General features: G+C 65.3%; 15 protein-coding genes. 4 read left to right on the top strand and 11 right to left on the bottom strand.

Features of this window, described 5'->3' with window-relative positions:
- Positions 1 to 34: 34 nt before the first annotated feature.
- Together rng and DEH80_RS03345 are read right to left on the bottom strand one after the other, a co-directional pair.
- Positions 35 to 1,495: a ribonuclease G gene (gene rng / locus DEH80_RS03350; RefSeq protein ID WP_109719069.1), complete on the bottom strand. Its 1,461-nt coding sequence runs from the start codon at positions 1,493 to 1,495 to the stop codon at positions 35 to 37.
- Positions 1,492 to 2,097: a Maf family protein gene (locus DEH80_RS03345; protein WP_109719068.1), complete on the bottom strand. Its 606-nt coding sequence runs from the start codon at positions 2,095 to 2,097 to the stop codon at positions 1,492 to 1,494. Before DEH80_RS03345 ends, rng begins: the two co-directional genes overlap by 4 nt.
- A 93-nt stretch (positions 2,098 to 2,190) precedes the next feature.
- On the opposite strand from DEH80_RS03345, the gene DEH80_RS03340 reads away from it, so the two are divergent.
- Positions 2,191 to 2,730, top strand: coding sequence for a GNAT family N-acetyltransferase (locus DEH80_RS03340; RefSeq protein ID WP_109719067.1), 540 nt, complete (start codon positions 2,191 to 2,193; stop codon positions 2,728 to 2,730).
- On the opposite strand, the gene rlmH is transcribed toward DEH80_RS03340, so the two are convergent.
- From rlmH to holA, 5 genes are all read right to left on the bottom strand, one after another.
- Entirely contained in the window at positions 2,727 to 3,191 is a 465-nt protein-coding gene (gene rlmH / locus DEH80_RS03335; protein ID WP_109719066.1) for a 23S rRNA (pseudouridine(1915)-N(3))-methyltransferase RlmH, read from the bottom strand. The genes DEH80_RS03340 and rlmH overlap by 4 nt on opposite strands.
- Positions 3,191 to 3,571, bottom strand: coding sequence for a ribosome silencing factor (rsfS, locus tag DEH80_RS03330; protein ID WP_109719065.1), 381 nt, complete (start codon positions 3,569 to 3,571; stop codon positions 3,191 to 3,193). The genes rlmH and rsfS overlap by 1 nt, the downstream gene beginning before the upstream one ends.
- Positions 3,572 to 3,690: 119 nt before the next feature.
- The gene (nadD, locus tag DEH80_RS03325; protein WP_279323111.1) at positions 3,691 to 4,287 is read right to left on the bottom strand and encodes a nicotinate-nucleotide adenylyltransferase; all 597 of its coding nucleotides are present in this window, start codon (positions 4,285 to 4,287) and stop codon (positions 3,691 to 3,693) included.
- 48 nt (positions 4,288 to 4,335) lie between these two features.
- Positions 4,336 to 5,622, bottom strand: coding sequence for a glutamate-5-semialdehyde dehydrogenase (locus DEH80_RS03320; protein ID WP_109719063.1), 1,287 nt, complete (start codon positions 5,620 to 5,622; stop codon positions 4,336 to 4,338).
- A gap of 54 nt (positions 5,623 to 5,676) precedes the next feature.
- Positions 5,677 to 6,726: a DNA polymerase III subunit delta gene (gene holA / locus DEH80_RS03315; RefSeq protein WP_109719062.1), complete on the bottom strand. Its 1,050-nt coding sequence runs from the start codon at positions 6,724 to 6,726 to the stop codon at positions 5,677 to 5,679.
- 178 nt (positions 6,727 to 6,904) lie between these two features.
- On the opposite strand from holA, the gene coq7 reads away from it, so the two are divergent.
- The gene (gene coq7 / locus DEH80_RS03310) at positions 6,905 to 7,555 is read left to right on the top strand and encodes a 2-polyprenyl-3-methyl-6-methoxy-1,4-benzoquinone monooxygenase (protein WP_109719061.1); all 651 of its coding nucleotides are present in this window, start codon (positions 6,905 to 6,907) and stop codon (positions 7,553 to 7,555) included.
- Between the two features lie 130 nt (positions 7,556 to 7,685).
- Here coq7 and DEH80_RS03305 read toward each other — a convergent pair whose 3' ends face one another.
- The 3 genes from DEH80_RS03305 to DEH80_RS03295 are packed head-to-tail and all read right to left on the bottom strand — an operon-like array spanning position 7,686 to position 10,052.
- Positions 7,686 to 8,207, bottom strand: a complete 522-nt coding sequence (locus tag DEH80_RS03305) for a hypothetical protein (RefSeq protein ID WP_109719060.1) — start codon at positions 8,205 to 8,207, stop codon at positions 7,686 to 7,688.
- Positions 8,208 to 8,252: 45 nt separating this feature from the next.
- Positions 8,253 to 9,023 (bottom strand): adenosylmethionine decarboxylase, encoded by a 771-nt coding sequence (speD, locus tag DEH80_RS03300; RefSeq protein ID WP_109719059.1) that lies wholly within the window; start codon positions 9,021 to 9,023, stop codon positions 8,253 to 8,255.
- Between the two features lie 48 nt (positions 9,024 to 9,071).
- On the bottom strand, positions 9,072 to 10,052 hold the full coding sequence (locus tag DEH80_RS03295; RefSeq protein WP_109719058.1) for a DUF3187 family protein: 981 nt from the start codon (positions 10,050 to 10,052) through the stop codon (positions 9,072 to 9,074).
- Positions 10,053 to 10,268: 216 nt separating this feature from the next.
- On the opposite strand from DEH80_RS03295, the gene DEH80_RS03290 reads away from it, so the two are divergent.
- Positions 10,269 to 11,342 carry a 3-deoxy-7-phosphoheptulonate synthase gene (locus DEH80_RS03290; RefSeq protein WP_109719057.1) on the top strand — a complete coding sequence of 358 codons (1,074 nt, stop codon included), beginning with the start codon at positions 10,269 to 10,271 and terminating at the stop codon, positions 11,340 to 11,342.
- Positions 11,343 to 11,374: 32 nt separating this feature from the next.
- Complete coding sequence (locus tag DEH80_RS03285; protein WP_109719056.1) at positions 11,375 to 13,198, top strand: DUF885 domain-containing protein; 1,824 nt, start codon at positions 11,375 to 11,377, stop codon at positions 13,196 to 13,198.
- 94 nt (positions 13,199 to 13,292) lie between these two features.
- On the opposite strand, the gene DEH80_RS03280 is transcribed toward DEH80_RS03285, so the two are convergent.
- Positions 13,293 to 13,679: a hypothetical protein gene (locus DEH80_RS03280; RefSeq protein WP_109719055.1), complete on the bottom strand. Its 387-nt coding sequence runs from the start codon at positions 13,677 to 13,679 to the stop codon at positions 13,293 to 13,295.
- Positions 13,680 to 13,695: the final 16 nt, after the last annotated feature.

The raw sequence follows: 13,695 nt of genomic DNA, 5'->3' as shown, positions 1-13,695 counted from the left end.
GAACTCCTAACGCGGGGCAGCGGCGGCGGCTGGACTAGACCAGCACCACATCAAACTGCTCCTGGGTATACACGGGGTCGGCCTGCAGACGCACCGGCAAACTGACGGCATCCTCCAGCTCGGCCAGGGCCGTGGACTGCTCTTCCAGCAGGCGGGTAATGACCTCCGCCGAGGCCATGACCAACATTTCCCTGGCCTCGAATTGACGGGCGCTGCGCATGATCTCCCGGAAGATCTCGTGGCACACCGTTTCGACGGTCTTGACCGAGCCGCGGCCACCACAGGTGGGACAGGCATCGCAGAGAATATGTTCCAGCGATTCGCGGGTCCGCTTACGCGTCATCTCCACCAGTCCCAGCGGCGAAACACCCGAAATGGCGTTGCGGGCAGGGTCGCGGGCCATGGCCCGCTCCAGCACGCGCAACACCTGCTTGCGGTGCTCTTCGTCCTGCATGTCGATGAAATCGACAATGATGATGCCGCCGAGGTTGCGCAGCCTGAGCTGGCGCGCCAATGACTGTGCGGCCTCCAGGTTGGTCTTGAAGATCGTCTCTTCCAGATTGCGATGGCCGACAAACGAACCGGTGTTCACATCCACCGTGGTCATCGCCTCGGTCTGGTCGATGATGAGATAACCACCGGATTTGAGCATGACCTTGCGATCCAGCGCCCGGTTGATCTCGTCCTCAACGCTGTAGAGATCGAAAATCGGCCCCTCGCCATCGAATAGTTCGATGCGATCGGAAGCCTCGGGAATGAACCGGCGCGCAAAACGCACGACCTGCTCGTAACTCTCCGGGGCGTCGATACGCACCCGGTCGACGTCCGTGCCCAACAGGTCGCGCAGAATCCGCATCACCATCGGCAGATCGCCGTAAACCATGGAGGCCTTAGGTGCATCCTTGGCGCTGCGGCGAATCGAATCCCACAGCTTGGTCAGAAACTGGACATCCGAGCGCAGCGCTTCCAGCGAAGCACCCTCGCCGGCCGTGCGCACGATGAAGCCCGTGGTGGTTTGCTCCTCGGCCAGCACCTGCTCCAGGGCCGTCTTCAGCCGGCCCCGCTCGCCATCGTCTTCGATACGCGCGGAGATGCCGACATGGTCCGAGTACGGCAGCAACACCAGGTACCGGGACGGAATGCTCAGCTGGGTGGTCAGGCGTGCGCCCTTGGTCCCCAGCGGGTCCTTGACCACCTGGACCAGCACATCCTGACCTTCATGAACCAGCTCATTAATCGCCGGCTCCTCACCCACCGAGGCTTCGTCGCTGGGGATGATGTCGTGGGCATGCAGAAACGCCGTGCGCTCCAGGCCCACATCGACAAACGCTGCCTGCATACCGGGCAGCACGCGCCGCACCACGCCCTTGTAGAGATTGCCGACGACGCTGTACCGGGATTCACGCTGGACGAAGACCTCCTGGACCAGCCCGCTTTCAACCAGCGCGACGCGGGTTTCCTGGGTGGTGACGTTGACCAGAATTTCGGTACTCATGCGCAAACCGCCGTCACCCCGTGGGCCGCCAGCAATTGCCGGGTTTCGGCCATGGGCAGGCCGACCACGCCGGTATAACTGCCTTCGATCGCCTTGACCCAGCCGCCTGCAATGCCCTGAATGGCGTACGCACCAGCCTTGCCATCCGGTTCGCCGGATCGCCAATAGGCTTCGATGTCAGCTTCGCTCCAAACGTCCATTTCCACAGCCGTGACCGTGAATAGGCTGTCGATGCCGTCAGCATGCGCCAGCGCCACACCGGACAACACGCGATGTGACCGACCCGACATGCGCCGCAGCATGGCGGCCGCGTCGGCTGCATCCCGGGGCTTGCCCAGCACATCGCCATCGATTTCCACCACGGTGTCAGCGGCCAGGACCAGCCCCTCCACACGCTCGGCCACGGCTGCCGCCTTGCGCTCGGCCAGTGCCACCACGAGCACATCGGCCTCGGGGATGTCGGCCGTTTCATCCACGTTGGACACCTCAACAGCAAAGCGATACCCCGCCTGCGCCAGCAACTCGCGCCGCCGTGGCGACCCCGAGGCCAGGTAGAAGTCGATGTCGGGTAATTCGGTCGAAGAAAGCAAGCGACTGTTCATGCAAGAAATTATCGCATGGTCGCCCTGTCACCGGCCCTTTGCACCCGCAAGCGGCTAAGCTGGGGGCAGACCACTTCCGGACCGCTTGGCGTGATGTTGCATTCGACCGACCCAGAACCCCGGGCACCCGGCTCGGACTCGCTGCCACGCCTGGACTTTCGCGCCGGCGGGCTGAACCAGCCCGATGTCCTGGCCTTGCTGCGAACCCATCTGCACTCGGCGACCGAACATTCGCCGGCCGACAGCATCCATGCGCTGGACCTCGACGGCCTCCGAGCGCCGGACATGCAGTTCTGGTCCGTCTGGGCCAAGACCGACCTGGTGGGGATGTGCGCGCTGAAGTCGCTGGACGACGAACACGCGGAGATCAAATCCATGCGCACGGTCGCGACCTGGCGCCGCCGCGGTGTGGGCGATGCCATGATGGCGCATCTGCTCGCGACCGCAGTCGCCTCCGGTTTGCGTAGGCTCAGCCTGGAAACCGGCACCGCAGCCGCCTATGCACCCGCGCGGCGGCTCTACGCGCGACACGGGTTCACACCCTGCCCGCCATTTGCTGGCTACCGGCTCGACCCGCATAGCTGCTACATGCGCTGCGAGCTACCCGCGGCCGGCAGCCCGACGCCGGACTAGCGATGGTACGGGTGACCGGAGACGATGCTCCACGCCCGGTAGACCTGCTCGGCCACGACGACGCGAACCAGCGCGTGCGGCAAAGTCATCTTCGCCAACGCCCATGTGTGATCGGCACGTTGAAGCACACGCTCATCCAGCCCGTCGGGACCTCCGATGATGAAGGCCACATCACGGCCACTGTGCAACCAGGACTCGAAGGCGTCCGCCCAGCCGGCACTCGTCGCCTCCCGGCCCAGTTCATCCAGGGCTATCACATGGTCGCGCTCGCCCAGTTTGTCCAGAATCCGGTCGGCCTCGGTCTGCCGGGCCCGCTGCACATCGCCGCCGCTCCGGTCACCAGGATTGAGTTCGACCAGCTCCAGCCGACACTCGCGTGGCAGGCGTTTGGCAAATTCTTCATAGCCGGCGACCACCCATTTGGGCATGCGCCGACCCACGGCGATCAGGCGAATCCGCATCAGGATCCGGCGCCGAGATCCTCACTGCCGGCTTCAGGCTCGCTGATGTCCCCCTCGCCGGGCGCACTCCAGAGCTTCTCCAGCTGGTAGAAAGCGCGGCTTTGCGCGGTCATGACGTGCACCACCACATCGCCCAGGTCCACGAGCACCCACTCGGCCTGGTCCAGCCCTTCGATGCCCAGCGGCCTTCGGCCCGATTGCTTGGAGGCCATGATCACCGCGTTGGCGATGGACTTGACGTGGCGGTTGGAAGTGCCGGTGACCAGCAGCATGCGGTCGGTCACGGATGTCAGATCGGCAACCTCAAGCTGACGCAGATCGCGCCCTTTGAGATCGTCGATGGCCTCGGCGGCCAGGTGGGTCAGTTCGTCAAGCGTCATAGACTTGTGGGGATTGCTCCGGGTTTGAGTAAAGGAAACGCTGTTTCATTCGCACCGCCCAGTGGCCGCCTGCTCCAAGGCTTGCGGGAAACCGGCTCCGTCCGGGCGGCGCGATTCAATCAGCGCGCCCTTAGCGCGCGCCAGACCGGGTCTGGCACGAGATAGCGAACACTGCGTCCCTGCACCAGCAGCCGACGCACTTGGGTGGAGGACACGGCCAACGGGGTCACGTCCGCCGCCAGCAGGCATCCCTGCAGGCGGTCATGCAAATCTTCAACGCGGTCGGTGCGCGTCAGTCCCGGCAGCGACTCCACCGGCGAACGCGGCGTCCCTGGGCGAGGCACGACCACGACATGTGCCAACGAACCGATGTCTTCCCAGCGGTGCCAGGTGACCAGGCCATCAAAGGCGTCCTGGCCCAGCACGCAAACCAGCGGCCGGTCCGGGAATCGGGCGCGCAGGCTGGCCAGGGTATCGGCGGTGTAGGACGGCCCCTCGCGCTCCAGCTCCAGCGTGTCCAGCACCAGGCCGGGCTCGTCGGCGATCGCGTCGGCAATCCAGCGGGCGCGAACCTGGTCACTGGCACGCGGCGCATCACGATGCGGTGGCACGCGATTCGGCACCAGGCGGACATGATCCAACCCCAGCCGCTCGCGCAGTTCCACGCAGATCCGCAAATGGCCCAGGTGCACGGGGTCGAACGTGCCACCGAGAATGCCGATGGGCGCGCTCAGCGGGCCGCTCCGGTCATGGCCCTGCGGCGTTTAATACCGGCAATGGCCATCGCCATACACCACGTATTTCTGCGAGGTCAGCCCTTCCAGCCCCACCGGGCCACGGGCATGAATCTTGTCGGTGGAAATGCCGATCTCGGCCCCGAGCCCATACTCGAACCCATCGGCAAAGCGGGTCGAGGCATTGACCATCACCGAGCTGGAATCGACCTCGCGGATAAAACGACGCGCGGTGCCCAGATCTTCCGTGAGGATGCTCTCGGTATGGCCGGAGCTGTAACGGGCGATGTGATCCATGGCGGCATCGACATCGTCCACCACACGAATCGACAAGATGGCATCCAGATACTCGGTGGCCCAGTCCTCATCGGTTGCGGGCAGCATGTCATCGACAATAGCCCGAGCCGCCTCGCAGCCACGCAGTTCAATGCCCGCATCGCGGTAGGCCTGGGCGAGTCTGGGTAGCAACTCGGCCGCTCGGGAGCGCGCAATCAGCAGCGTCTCCAAGGTATTGCAGGTCCCCAGACGCTGGGTCTTGGCGTTCACTGCGACCGCGACGGCCTTATCGGCATCGGCGGCTGCATCGATGTACACGTGGCAGATACCGTCGAGATGCTTGATGACCGGTACACGTGCATGCTCGGCGACGAATGCGACCAGTCCCTTGCCGCCCCGCGGCACGATGACATCGACGAATTCGGGCATCGTCAGCAAATGACGCACGGCGGTCCGGTCGGTGGTTTCCACCACCTGCACGGCCGTCGCCGGCAAGCCTGCCGCCTCCAGTGATTCCCCGATCAGCGCGGCAATGGCCTGGTTGGAGTGAATCGCCTCCGACCCCCCACGCAGAATCACCGCATTCCCGGCCTTGAGACAAAGCGCCGCGGCGTCGGCCGTGACGTTCGGGCGTGATTCATAAATGATGCCGATGACCCCCAGCGGCACACGCATGCGCCCAACCTGAATACCCGACGGCCGGGCAGCCAGATCGGAGATCGCCCCGACCGGGTCGGCCAGGCCGGCAATCTGGCGCACGCCATCGGCCATGGCCTCGATGCGGGCGTCGGTGAGTTCCAGACGGTCCAGCAGTGCCGCATCCAGTCCGGCCGCTCGGCCTGCGGTCATGTCCCGCTGATTCGCGGCGATGATGCGCTCGCGCTGCGAGACAATGCGCTCGGCCAATTCCAGCAGCGCCGCGTTCTTGGCGCCAGGTTCAGCCACGGCGATGCGTCGCGCAGCCGCGCGCGCACGCCCGCCCACGTCGCGCATGTACTGCGCAACATCTTCAATTTCGACGGCGGTCAGGGTGTCGCTCATGGTCTTCGCGTCTCGCTAGCTTCGGTCCGCGGATCACGCGGAAGCCGACGGGCATCAGGCAATTCTGGGTTCCAGCTGCGCGGCAGAAGCCGCCATCCAGCCCCGCGCCTCGCGGCCAGCGGACAAAACCCAGACCAATGTTACCAAGTCGTCCCAGGGATCATGTCGATCCACGCCTTTGGCGCCTCGGTCCGCACGGCCGGCGACGGCCATCATCCAACGTACAGATGCCGGCGAGTGTCGACGCGCGGCCTGCACCATCAGGGGTATCCGGCGGCGGAACACACCAATCTGCGCGCAGACGGCCTCGGCATCCCGGGCGCTGACCACCCGTGCCAGCTTGCGCAGCTCGGCCGCCAGCAGGGCCACAATCGGAAACGGTTCCACGCCCTCTTCCCGCAGTCGGTCCAGCGTGCGCAGCGCCGCTTCAGGCGGGCCGGCCAGGGCCTTGTCCAGCAGGTCGAACACCGCAAACCGGGCATGGTCGGCGACGGCATCGGCCATATGCTCGGCGGTGACACGTGCGCCGGGGTGCAGAAGCGCCAGCTTGGCGATGTCCTGTGATCCGGCCAGCAGGTTGCCCTCGACACGCTCGGCCAGCAGATTGAGGGCATCCGGTTCGGCGCTCAGGCCCTCGCGGCGCAGTCGTTGCTCCAGCCAGCGTGTCAGCTCGCGGCCCTTGGGCGTCCATGCGTAGAGAGTGACCCCGCGCTTGTCGACCGCCTTGAACCAGGCGCTATTGCGGCTGCGGCTGTCCAGCTCGGCGCAGATGATCAGGATGACCGTGTCCGGTGGCGGCTGCTCGGCAGCGGCCTTGATCGCCGCGCCGCCGTCACGCCCCGGCGACCCGGTCGGCAAATGCACCTCGATGAGCGTCTTTTCCGCAAACAGCGACAGGGCCTGCCCCGCCGCCCGCAGCTCGGACCAGTCGAAGCCTGACTCGGCATGCAGCACGCGCCGATCGGTGTACCCGTCTGCCTTGGCCGCGGCGCGGATCGCATCAGCGGATTCGGTCACCAACAGAGGTTCTTCACCGGCGACCACATAAAGCGGCGCGAGTCCGCGCGACAGGGCGTCTTCGAGTCGGTCTGGACTGAGATTCATTCAGGGATCATCTGGAGGTTATGGCACAGGAGGAAGCCAGGGCAGCGGGCAATGCCATCAGCTGCTAAAACACGCATGATTGCCCGTTCCTCACGGCTTGCCGCGCCCGCCGGCGTGGCGGCATCGTGACAGGCACAGTATTTCAACTTCTGCTCCACGAATCGCCCAGATCATACCCATGAGCACGCGCCAGTTGACGAGTTTTGACCGATGGATGGTGGCCGCCCAACGCGGCCTCGAAGTGGCGCTAGCGCCGGACCCAAAGGGCGCGCGGCCCAGCCCAAAGCCTGCGGATGACGCCATGGGCGCGCCGCTGGAGGGCGTGGCCCGGGCGCATGCTGCGGGGCTGATGCGCGTCAACCACGCCGGCGAGGTTGCGGCCCAGGCGCTGTACCACGGGCAGGCATCGGTCACCCGCGACCCATCGCTGCGCAAGCATTTGCTCGAGGCCGCGGTCGAGGAACAAGACCATCTGGCCTGGTGCGCCGAGCGGCTGCGCGAACTGGATAGCCGCCCGAGCCGGCTGGGCCCGCTGTGGTACGCCGGTTCCTACGCCATTGGGGCCATGGCCGGCCGTGTCGGCGACCGGGTCAGCCTGGGCTTTGTGTCCGAGACCGAACGCCAGGTGGAGGAGCATCTGCACAGCCACATGGATCGCCTGCCCGCCGAGGATGCCCGCAGCCGGGCGATCGTCGCCCAGATGAGCGCCGACGAAGCCGCCCACGGCGCGGCGGCCCGCGCGGCCGGCGGCATCGAACTCCCCGGCCCCGTGCGCCTGGCCATGCGCGGCGTGGCCAAGCTGATGACCTCGCTGGCCTACTGGGTCTGATCGTCCGTTTCTGAGGCGGCCCCTCGGCCGCCGGGCTGTGGCGTGGGCGCTGGCCCGGCCACGCGTTGCTTCAGAGGGCTGCTGCGGCCCGGCGCGCCGAAACAGACGGCGCGCCCGGACGGCTGCTGGCCTAGCGCCGCGCCGCGTGCAAGCGCGTCAGGGCGTCCTGTGGGTTATCCACCGTCAGCAACAGCCCGCCGTCTGTGGTGCGGATTTCCAGCACAGGCGTCAGGGCGGGTCCCACGACGAACACCCGGCCGTACGGCATGGCGAACCAGCCCAGGTGCACCCCGGGCAGTGACACCCCGCGTGCGCGCGGGCCCAGCATCTGTCCCAGATGACGCGGCGGGTAGTGAATCTGCACCTGATCCAGGCGCAGGCTGTCCAGTGCCAGTTCGTGACGGAACAGCCCCCCCGCATTCAGGATTAGCCGGCCGTCGTGGATGTCCAGCCGACTGGCGCGGGTCATCCACATGCCCAGCACCACCCAAAGCAGCCCCACACCCGCGGCAATGGCTAGGCCCGCCACAGGCAACCCCAGGGCACTGCTCAGCAACCAGTAGCCCAGCGGCAGCAGCACGCCCAGGCCGACCAGCCAAACATCGGTCAGCCAGCCGGTGGGTGCCAGAGCGATACGAGTGGTGGTGGTCATGGGTGCATGTGGATGCTGGGGCGACGCGGATGCGCCGCGCGGGCATCACTTGGGCATGTTGCGCCCGTAGAAAATCTCTTCGAACTCGTGGTGAACCTGCCGGCGAATCCGCCGCTGGGTCTTCTCGTCCAAGTCCTTCACGCCCTCGCCAAACAGGTAGTCGTCGAGATCGAACTCCTTGACCCGCATTTTCGTGTGAAACAGGTTCTCCTGGTACACGTTGACGTCCACCATCTGGTAGCGCTCCTTGGTTCCCCGGTCCAGGAAGTTCTGGATGGAGTCGATCTTGTGATCGATGAAGTGCTTGCGACCGCGCACGTTGCGCGTAAAGCCGCGCACCCGGTAGTCCATGATGACGATGTCGGACTCGAAGCTGTGAATCAGATAGTTCAGGGCCTTGAGCGGCGAGATCACGCCACAGGTCGACACGTCAATATCGGCCCGGAAGGTGGAGATGCCGTGATCGGGATGCGTTTCGGGGTAGGTGTGGACCGTGATGTGGCTCTTGTCCAAATGCGCGACCACCGATTCCTTCTCAGGCCCATCGACGGGCTCTTCGGAAATCAGCATGGTGACGCTGGCACCCTGCGGCTCGTAGTCCTGACGGGCCACGTTGAGGATGTTGGCGCCGATGATATGCGCGACCTCGGTCAGAATCCCGGTCAGCCGCTCGGCGTTATAGGCCTCATCGATGTACTCGATGTATTCCTTCTGCTGCTGCGCAGTGCGCGCATAGCTGACGTCGTAAATATTGAACGACAGGCTCTTGGTCAGATTGTTGAAACCGTGGAGCTTCAGCTTGCTGCTTGGGGACATGGCGAACCCGATTGAAGAAATGGCGCCAGCCGGGGAGGCGGTGACGTTTTAGATGGCATGCCGCAGCGCGAAGTGGAAACTCACATCCGGCGAACTCTTGGCGACCGGGTTTTCGGCGACGGCAAAATCCAGCGATGTCTTGTCCGAGAGGCGAATGGCACCCCCGGTCGTGATGACCAGCGCGCCCCGGGCAAGCTGGCCAAGCGCGGAATCTTGATACAACGGCGTATGGCCGTAAAGCTCCACTTTGGCCTCCAACCGCTCGTGCAGGCGCAAACCCAGCCCCAGTGCGCCGACTCCCGCCCAGCGCCGTTGCTGCCGCGGCAGCAAATCACCGTCGCTCATGACCAATGCCCCCACGCCGCCCCAGGTGCCCCACCAGTCCCCGGCCGGACCCCGGAAATCGACGGTCATGCTGCCGCCCAGCCCGCCACTGCCCGTCAGCTTGTCGGCATCCCCCGTCGGCAGTTTGACCGCCATGCGCACCACGGTCTGCCCGACCGGCCTTGCGACACCCAGCTGGATATCACCCAGCCCGCCCGTGGCCTGCTGCAGATCGATGACCGCCTGGCCATCACGCTCGTAGCGGATCAGCAGCCGGTCTCTTGGCGCCTGCTCACGCCCACCGGTGGGTAGGCCGGTGAAGTCATGCCAGTCGTCGATGAAGCCATCGAGACCACCGCCGCTATGCGTGATGTAGGGGACATCGGCCTCCAGCAGCCAGCCACCCAAGCGAACCGAACCGCGTAGGCCCAGGTTGACGGTCTCCGCGTCGAGCACGATGGCCTCGCTGCCAGGCATGCCGGCAGCGCCGCTGCTATCGGCGGTGTACTCGCTGGTCCAATCCAGATCTAGCGCCCAGCCGGCTTGCCCTTCCTCGGGAGCCAATGCGCGCCCCAATTCGGGCAGGCCTTGGACCTGCATCAGCACGTGCTGATTGCTGTGAGCAAACCCCACCGGCTCGTAGGCCAGCGTGGTTGTGGGCGCGCAAAGCAGAGTGGCCAATGCCGGCCAGAGTGAATATCGCATTCCTTCGCAACCTTCTGTCGCTCACCGGCCGTCTGCCGGCAAGGGTATGGGCAGGCCATCCACCCGCATGGCATCCGGCCCGCTCGCCCCGACCCAGATCGACGGGCCGTCTGCGTGATCCCGTTCGTCTCGACGGGCTTTGAAGGTCTGAAGTATAGCGAGCCACTTTGCTAGCATGGCGACCCTTTGCGATCCGACAGTTCTGGCAGCCTCACCATGCAACCCACCGAAAATCTGCGCATCGACTCCATCCGCCCGGTCGCCACGCCGGCTCTGATCCAGGCCGAGCACCCGCTGACCGAAGCCGCCAGCGACCTGGTGTCGCGCACGCGGACCGAAGTCCAGCGAGTGCTCACCGGCGACGATGATCGGCTACTGGTCGTGGTGGGCCCCTGCTCGATTCATGACCCCGAGGCCGCCATTGATTACGCCCGGCGGCTGCAGCCACTGCGCGAAGCCCTGGGCGAAGACCTGCTCATTTTGATGCGGGTGTACTTCGAAAAGCCCCGGACCACCGTGGGCTGGAAGGGGCTGATCAACGACCCGGACCTCGACGAGAGCTACCGCATCAACAAGGGCCTGCGCACGGCGCGACAACTACTCATCGACCTCAATGACATGGGGGTGCCCGCGGGTGTGGAGTTCCTGGACATCCTCACGCCGCAGTACGTGGCGGATCTGGTCAGCTGGGGCGCCATCGGCGCCCGCACGACGGAATCCCAGGTTCACCGCGAGATGGTGTCGGGCCTGTCCTGCCCGGTGGGCTTTAAGAACGGCACGGATGGCAGCGTGAAAATCGCGGCCGACGCCGTGATGTCCGCACAGCATCCGCATCACTTCCTGTCCATGACCAAGGAAGGGATGACCGGCATCTTCAACACCACGGGCAACCCGAACACGCATGTCATCCTGCGCGGCGGGGCCTCAGGGCCAAACTACGACGCCGACAGTGTCGATGCCGCAGCCAAACTGATCGAGGCGGCTGATCTGCCGCCGCGCATCATGATCGACTTCAGCCACGCCAATAGCCGCAAGCAACATCGGCTGCAAATGGATGTGGGCCGAGACGTGGGCCGGCAGATCGCCGGTGGTGATGCCCGCATCATGGGCGTGATGATCGAAAGCCATCTCGTCGAAGGCAATCAGAAGATCGGCCCGCGCGAGTCGCTGACCTACGGTCAAAGCATTACCGATGCCTGCCTCGGCTGGGAGGATTCCGACGGCTTGCTGCGGGAGCTGGCCGGCGCGGTCCATGCGCGTCGCTCACGGGCTCAGCGCGCCAGCGCCTGACCCGCACGGATTGCTTGGGGAGGGGAGACAAAATGTTGAGACGATTTGGATGGCTAACCGCGTTTTGCCTGCTGGCCGCACCCGTGGCCTGGGCCGATTACACCAGCGAGCGACAGGCGCTATTGGAACGCGAAGCGGCGCTGGCCGAGCCCGGCAGTGCAGAGAGCGAGGCCGCCCGTTTTAAAGCCCTGACGGATCTGTACTTCGACTGGGTGCTGCTGGAGCAACCGGAGTTCGGGACCTACTTCGGTATCGACCGCTACCAGGATCGCTGGACCGACAATTCCCGCGTGGCCACGCGCCGCCGCGAGGCAGACACGCGGCGGTCGCTGCAGATTCTGGAATCGATTGATCGCCGGGCTCTGGATGCCGAAACGCGCTTCAACTACGACCTGATCGTCAGCCAACTGCGCATGGACGTCGCCTCGCAGCGGTTCTTCAATGATGAGATGCCGATCAACCAGCTCTCCGGCATTCATCAGAACCTGGCCCAGATTCTCTCGATCATGCCAACCCGCAGCGTCGATGATTACCAGACGCTACTCAGCCGTATGGATGGCATTGAGTCACTGGTCGACAACACCTTGATCTGGCTGCAACGCGGCCTGGAAGTGGGGGCCACCCCGCCGCGGATCACGCTGCGTGAAGTCCCGCAGCAAATCCTCAATCAGATTCCTGAAACGCCGGCCGACAGCCCGCTGCTGGCTCCGTTCCAGCGCATGCCCGAGTCGATATCCGCCGACCAGCAGGCATTGTTGAAGCAGCGCGCCGAAGCCCTGTACCGCACCGAGCTGCGTCCGGCCTTCATGCGTCTGCATGAGTTCTTCACCACGGTCTACCTGCCGCGCGCGCGCGAGTCCATCGCCATGACCGATCTGCCCGATGGCGAGGCCTGGTACGCGCATAACGTCAAGGTTCGGACCACAACAGATCTGACACCGCAGCAGATTCACGACATCGGCCTGGCCGAAGTCCGCCGCATCCGCCAGGCCATGATCGCCGTGATGCGCAAGACAGGCCATGCCGGTGACCTGGCGTCGTTCTTCGACAAACTGCGCAGTGACCCAGCGTTCTACTTCGACACGCCCGAGGCCCTGCTAAGCGCCTACCGCGACATCGCCAAGCGCGCCGACCCCGAGCTGGTCAAACTGTTCGGGCATCTGCCCCGCACGCCCTACGGTGTGGTGCCGGTGCCGGCCTATGCCGAAAAATCCCAGACGACGGCCTACTACCAGCCCGGTTCGCTGGAAGCCGGCCGGCCGGGCAATTTCTTCGCCAATACCTACGCACTGGACACCCGCCCCAAGTGGGAGATGGAAGCGCTGACGCTGCATGAGGCGGTGCCGGGCCATCACCTGCAAATCGCCATTCAGCAGGAGCTGGGCGATCTGCCCTGGTACCGCCGCTATGGCTGGGGGCACACCGCGTTCGTCGAAGGCTGGGGGCTTTATGCCGAAAGCCTGGGCAAGGAGATGGGCTTTTACACCGACCCCTACTCCGAATTCGGTGCACTGACCTATGAAATGTGGCGGGCCATCCGCCTGGTGGTGGATACCGGTATGCACGCGCTGGGCTGGTCGCGCCAACAGGCCATCGACTTCTTCAAGGCGAATGCCGGCAAGACCGAACACGACATTACGGTGGAAGTCGACCGCTACATCGTCTGGCCGGGCCAGGCGCTCGCCTACAAGATCGGACAGCTACGCATCAAGCAACTGCGCGAAGAGGCCGAAGCCACACTGGGCGATGCATTCGACATCCGCGGCTTCCACGACACCGTGCTGGGCGCCGGCGCCATGCCGCTGGACCTGCTCGAAGGCCGCGTCAATGACTGGGTGCAAGCGCAGCAAGACTAGTAGCCCTGCGGGCGAGGCTGCTTCAGACCCACAGCCGGTGCCTGCGCACCGGTTGTGGGCCTTGCCCTGCAAAGGGAGCGGCGCCCCCAAGCGGCTAAGCCGGTTGGCGGCGCTCCACTGAGGGCCTCACCACGGTCCCAGCGCAGACCTGACGGGCGCGCTGGCGCAAGCGCCGCCGCCGCAAACTCAGCGCATTGCGCAGGCCCGCCGGCGACCACAACGCTCGCTGCTTGCGCAGCTGACTGGCGCCTGCAGGCGTGAGTGAAAGCAGCCAGTCGCCCTGCCCCGCAGCAAAACGCAGACAGGCACCTCGGCGCTGGACCAGGCGATCGACACAGTGGTCCAGGTCCGATCGACGCAAGCCGGTTTTTGCCCAGCGCTCAGCCACACAGGCGTAGCGCACCGGCCGGCGCCGCCGTGCCCCGACCGCCGCCAGGGCTTCGGCCAGGGCCGCACGTCGTAATCTGTCGTCAATCTGCACGGCTAGTTGCGCTCCA

It is taken from the genome of Abyssibacter profundi, assembly GCF_003151135.1.
GTDB lineage: Bacteria > Pseudomonadota > Gammaproteobacteria > Nevskiales > OUC007 > Abyssibacter > Abyssibacter profundi.
Note: the sequence above shows the minus strand (reverse complement) of the source record. Positions and strands in the feature narration are given on the sequence as shown.

Coding starts and splice junctions, on each gene's coding strand:
- speD (WP_109719059.1), bottom strand. CDS start 9,023: ATGTCCCCAAGCAGCAAGCTGAAGCTCCACGGTTTCAACAATCTGACC.
- DEH80_RS03320 (WP_109719063.1), bottom strand. CDS start 5,622: ATGAGCGACACCCTGACCGCCGTCGAAATTGAAGATGTTGCGCAGTAC.
- holA (WP_109719062.1), bottom strand. CDS start 6,726: ATGAATCTCAGTCCAGACCGACTCGAAGACGCCCTGTCGCGCGGACTC.
- DEH80_RS03305 (WP_109719060.1), bottom strand. CDS start 8,207: ATGACCACCACCACTCGTATCGCTCTGGCACCCACCGGCTGGCTGACC.
- DEH80_RS03285 (WP_109719056.1), top strand. CDS start 11,375: ATGTTGAGACGATTTGGATGGCTAACCGCGTTTTGCCTGCTGGCCGCA.
- DEH80_RS03295 (WP_109719058.1), bottom strand. CDS start 10,052: ATGCGATATTCACTCTGGCCGGCATTGGCCACTCTGCTTTGCGCGCCC.
- DEH80_RS03290 (WP_109719057.1), top strand. CDS start 10,269: ATGCAACCCACCGAAAATCTGCGCATCGACTCCATCCGCCCGGTCGCC.
- rsfS (WP_109719065.1), bottom strand. CDS start 3,571: ATGACGCTTGACGAACTGACCCACCTGGCCGCCGAGGCCATCGACGAT.
- rlmH (WP_109719066.1), bottom strand. CDS start 3,191: ATGCGGATTCGCCTGATCGCCGTGGGTCGGCGCATGCCCAAATGGGTG.
- DEH80_RS03345 (WP_109719068.1), bottom strand. CDS start 2,097: ATGAACAGTCGCTTGCTTTCTTCGACCGAATTACCCGACATCGACTTC.
- DEH80_RS03340 (WP_109719067.1), top strand. CDS start 2,191: ATGTTGCATTCGACCGACCCAGAACCCCGGGCACCCGGCTCGGACTCG.
- coq7 (WP_109719061.1), top strand. CDS start 6,905: ATGAGCACGCGCCAGTTGACGAGTTTTGACCGATGGATGGTGGCCGCC.
- rng (WP_109719069.1), bottom strand. CDS start 1,495: ATGAGTACCGAAATTCTGGTCAACGTCACCACCCAGGAAACCCGCGTC.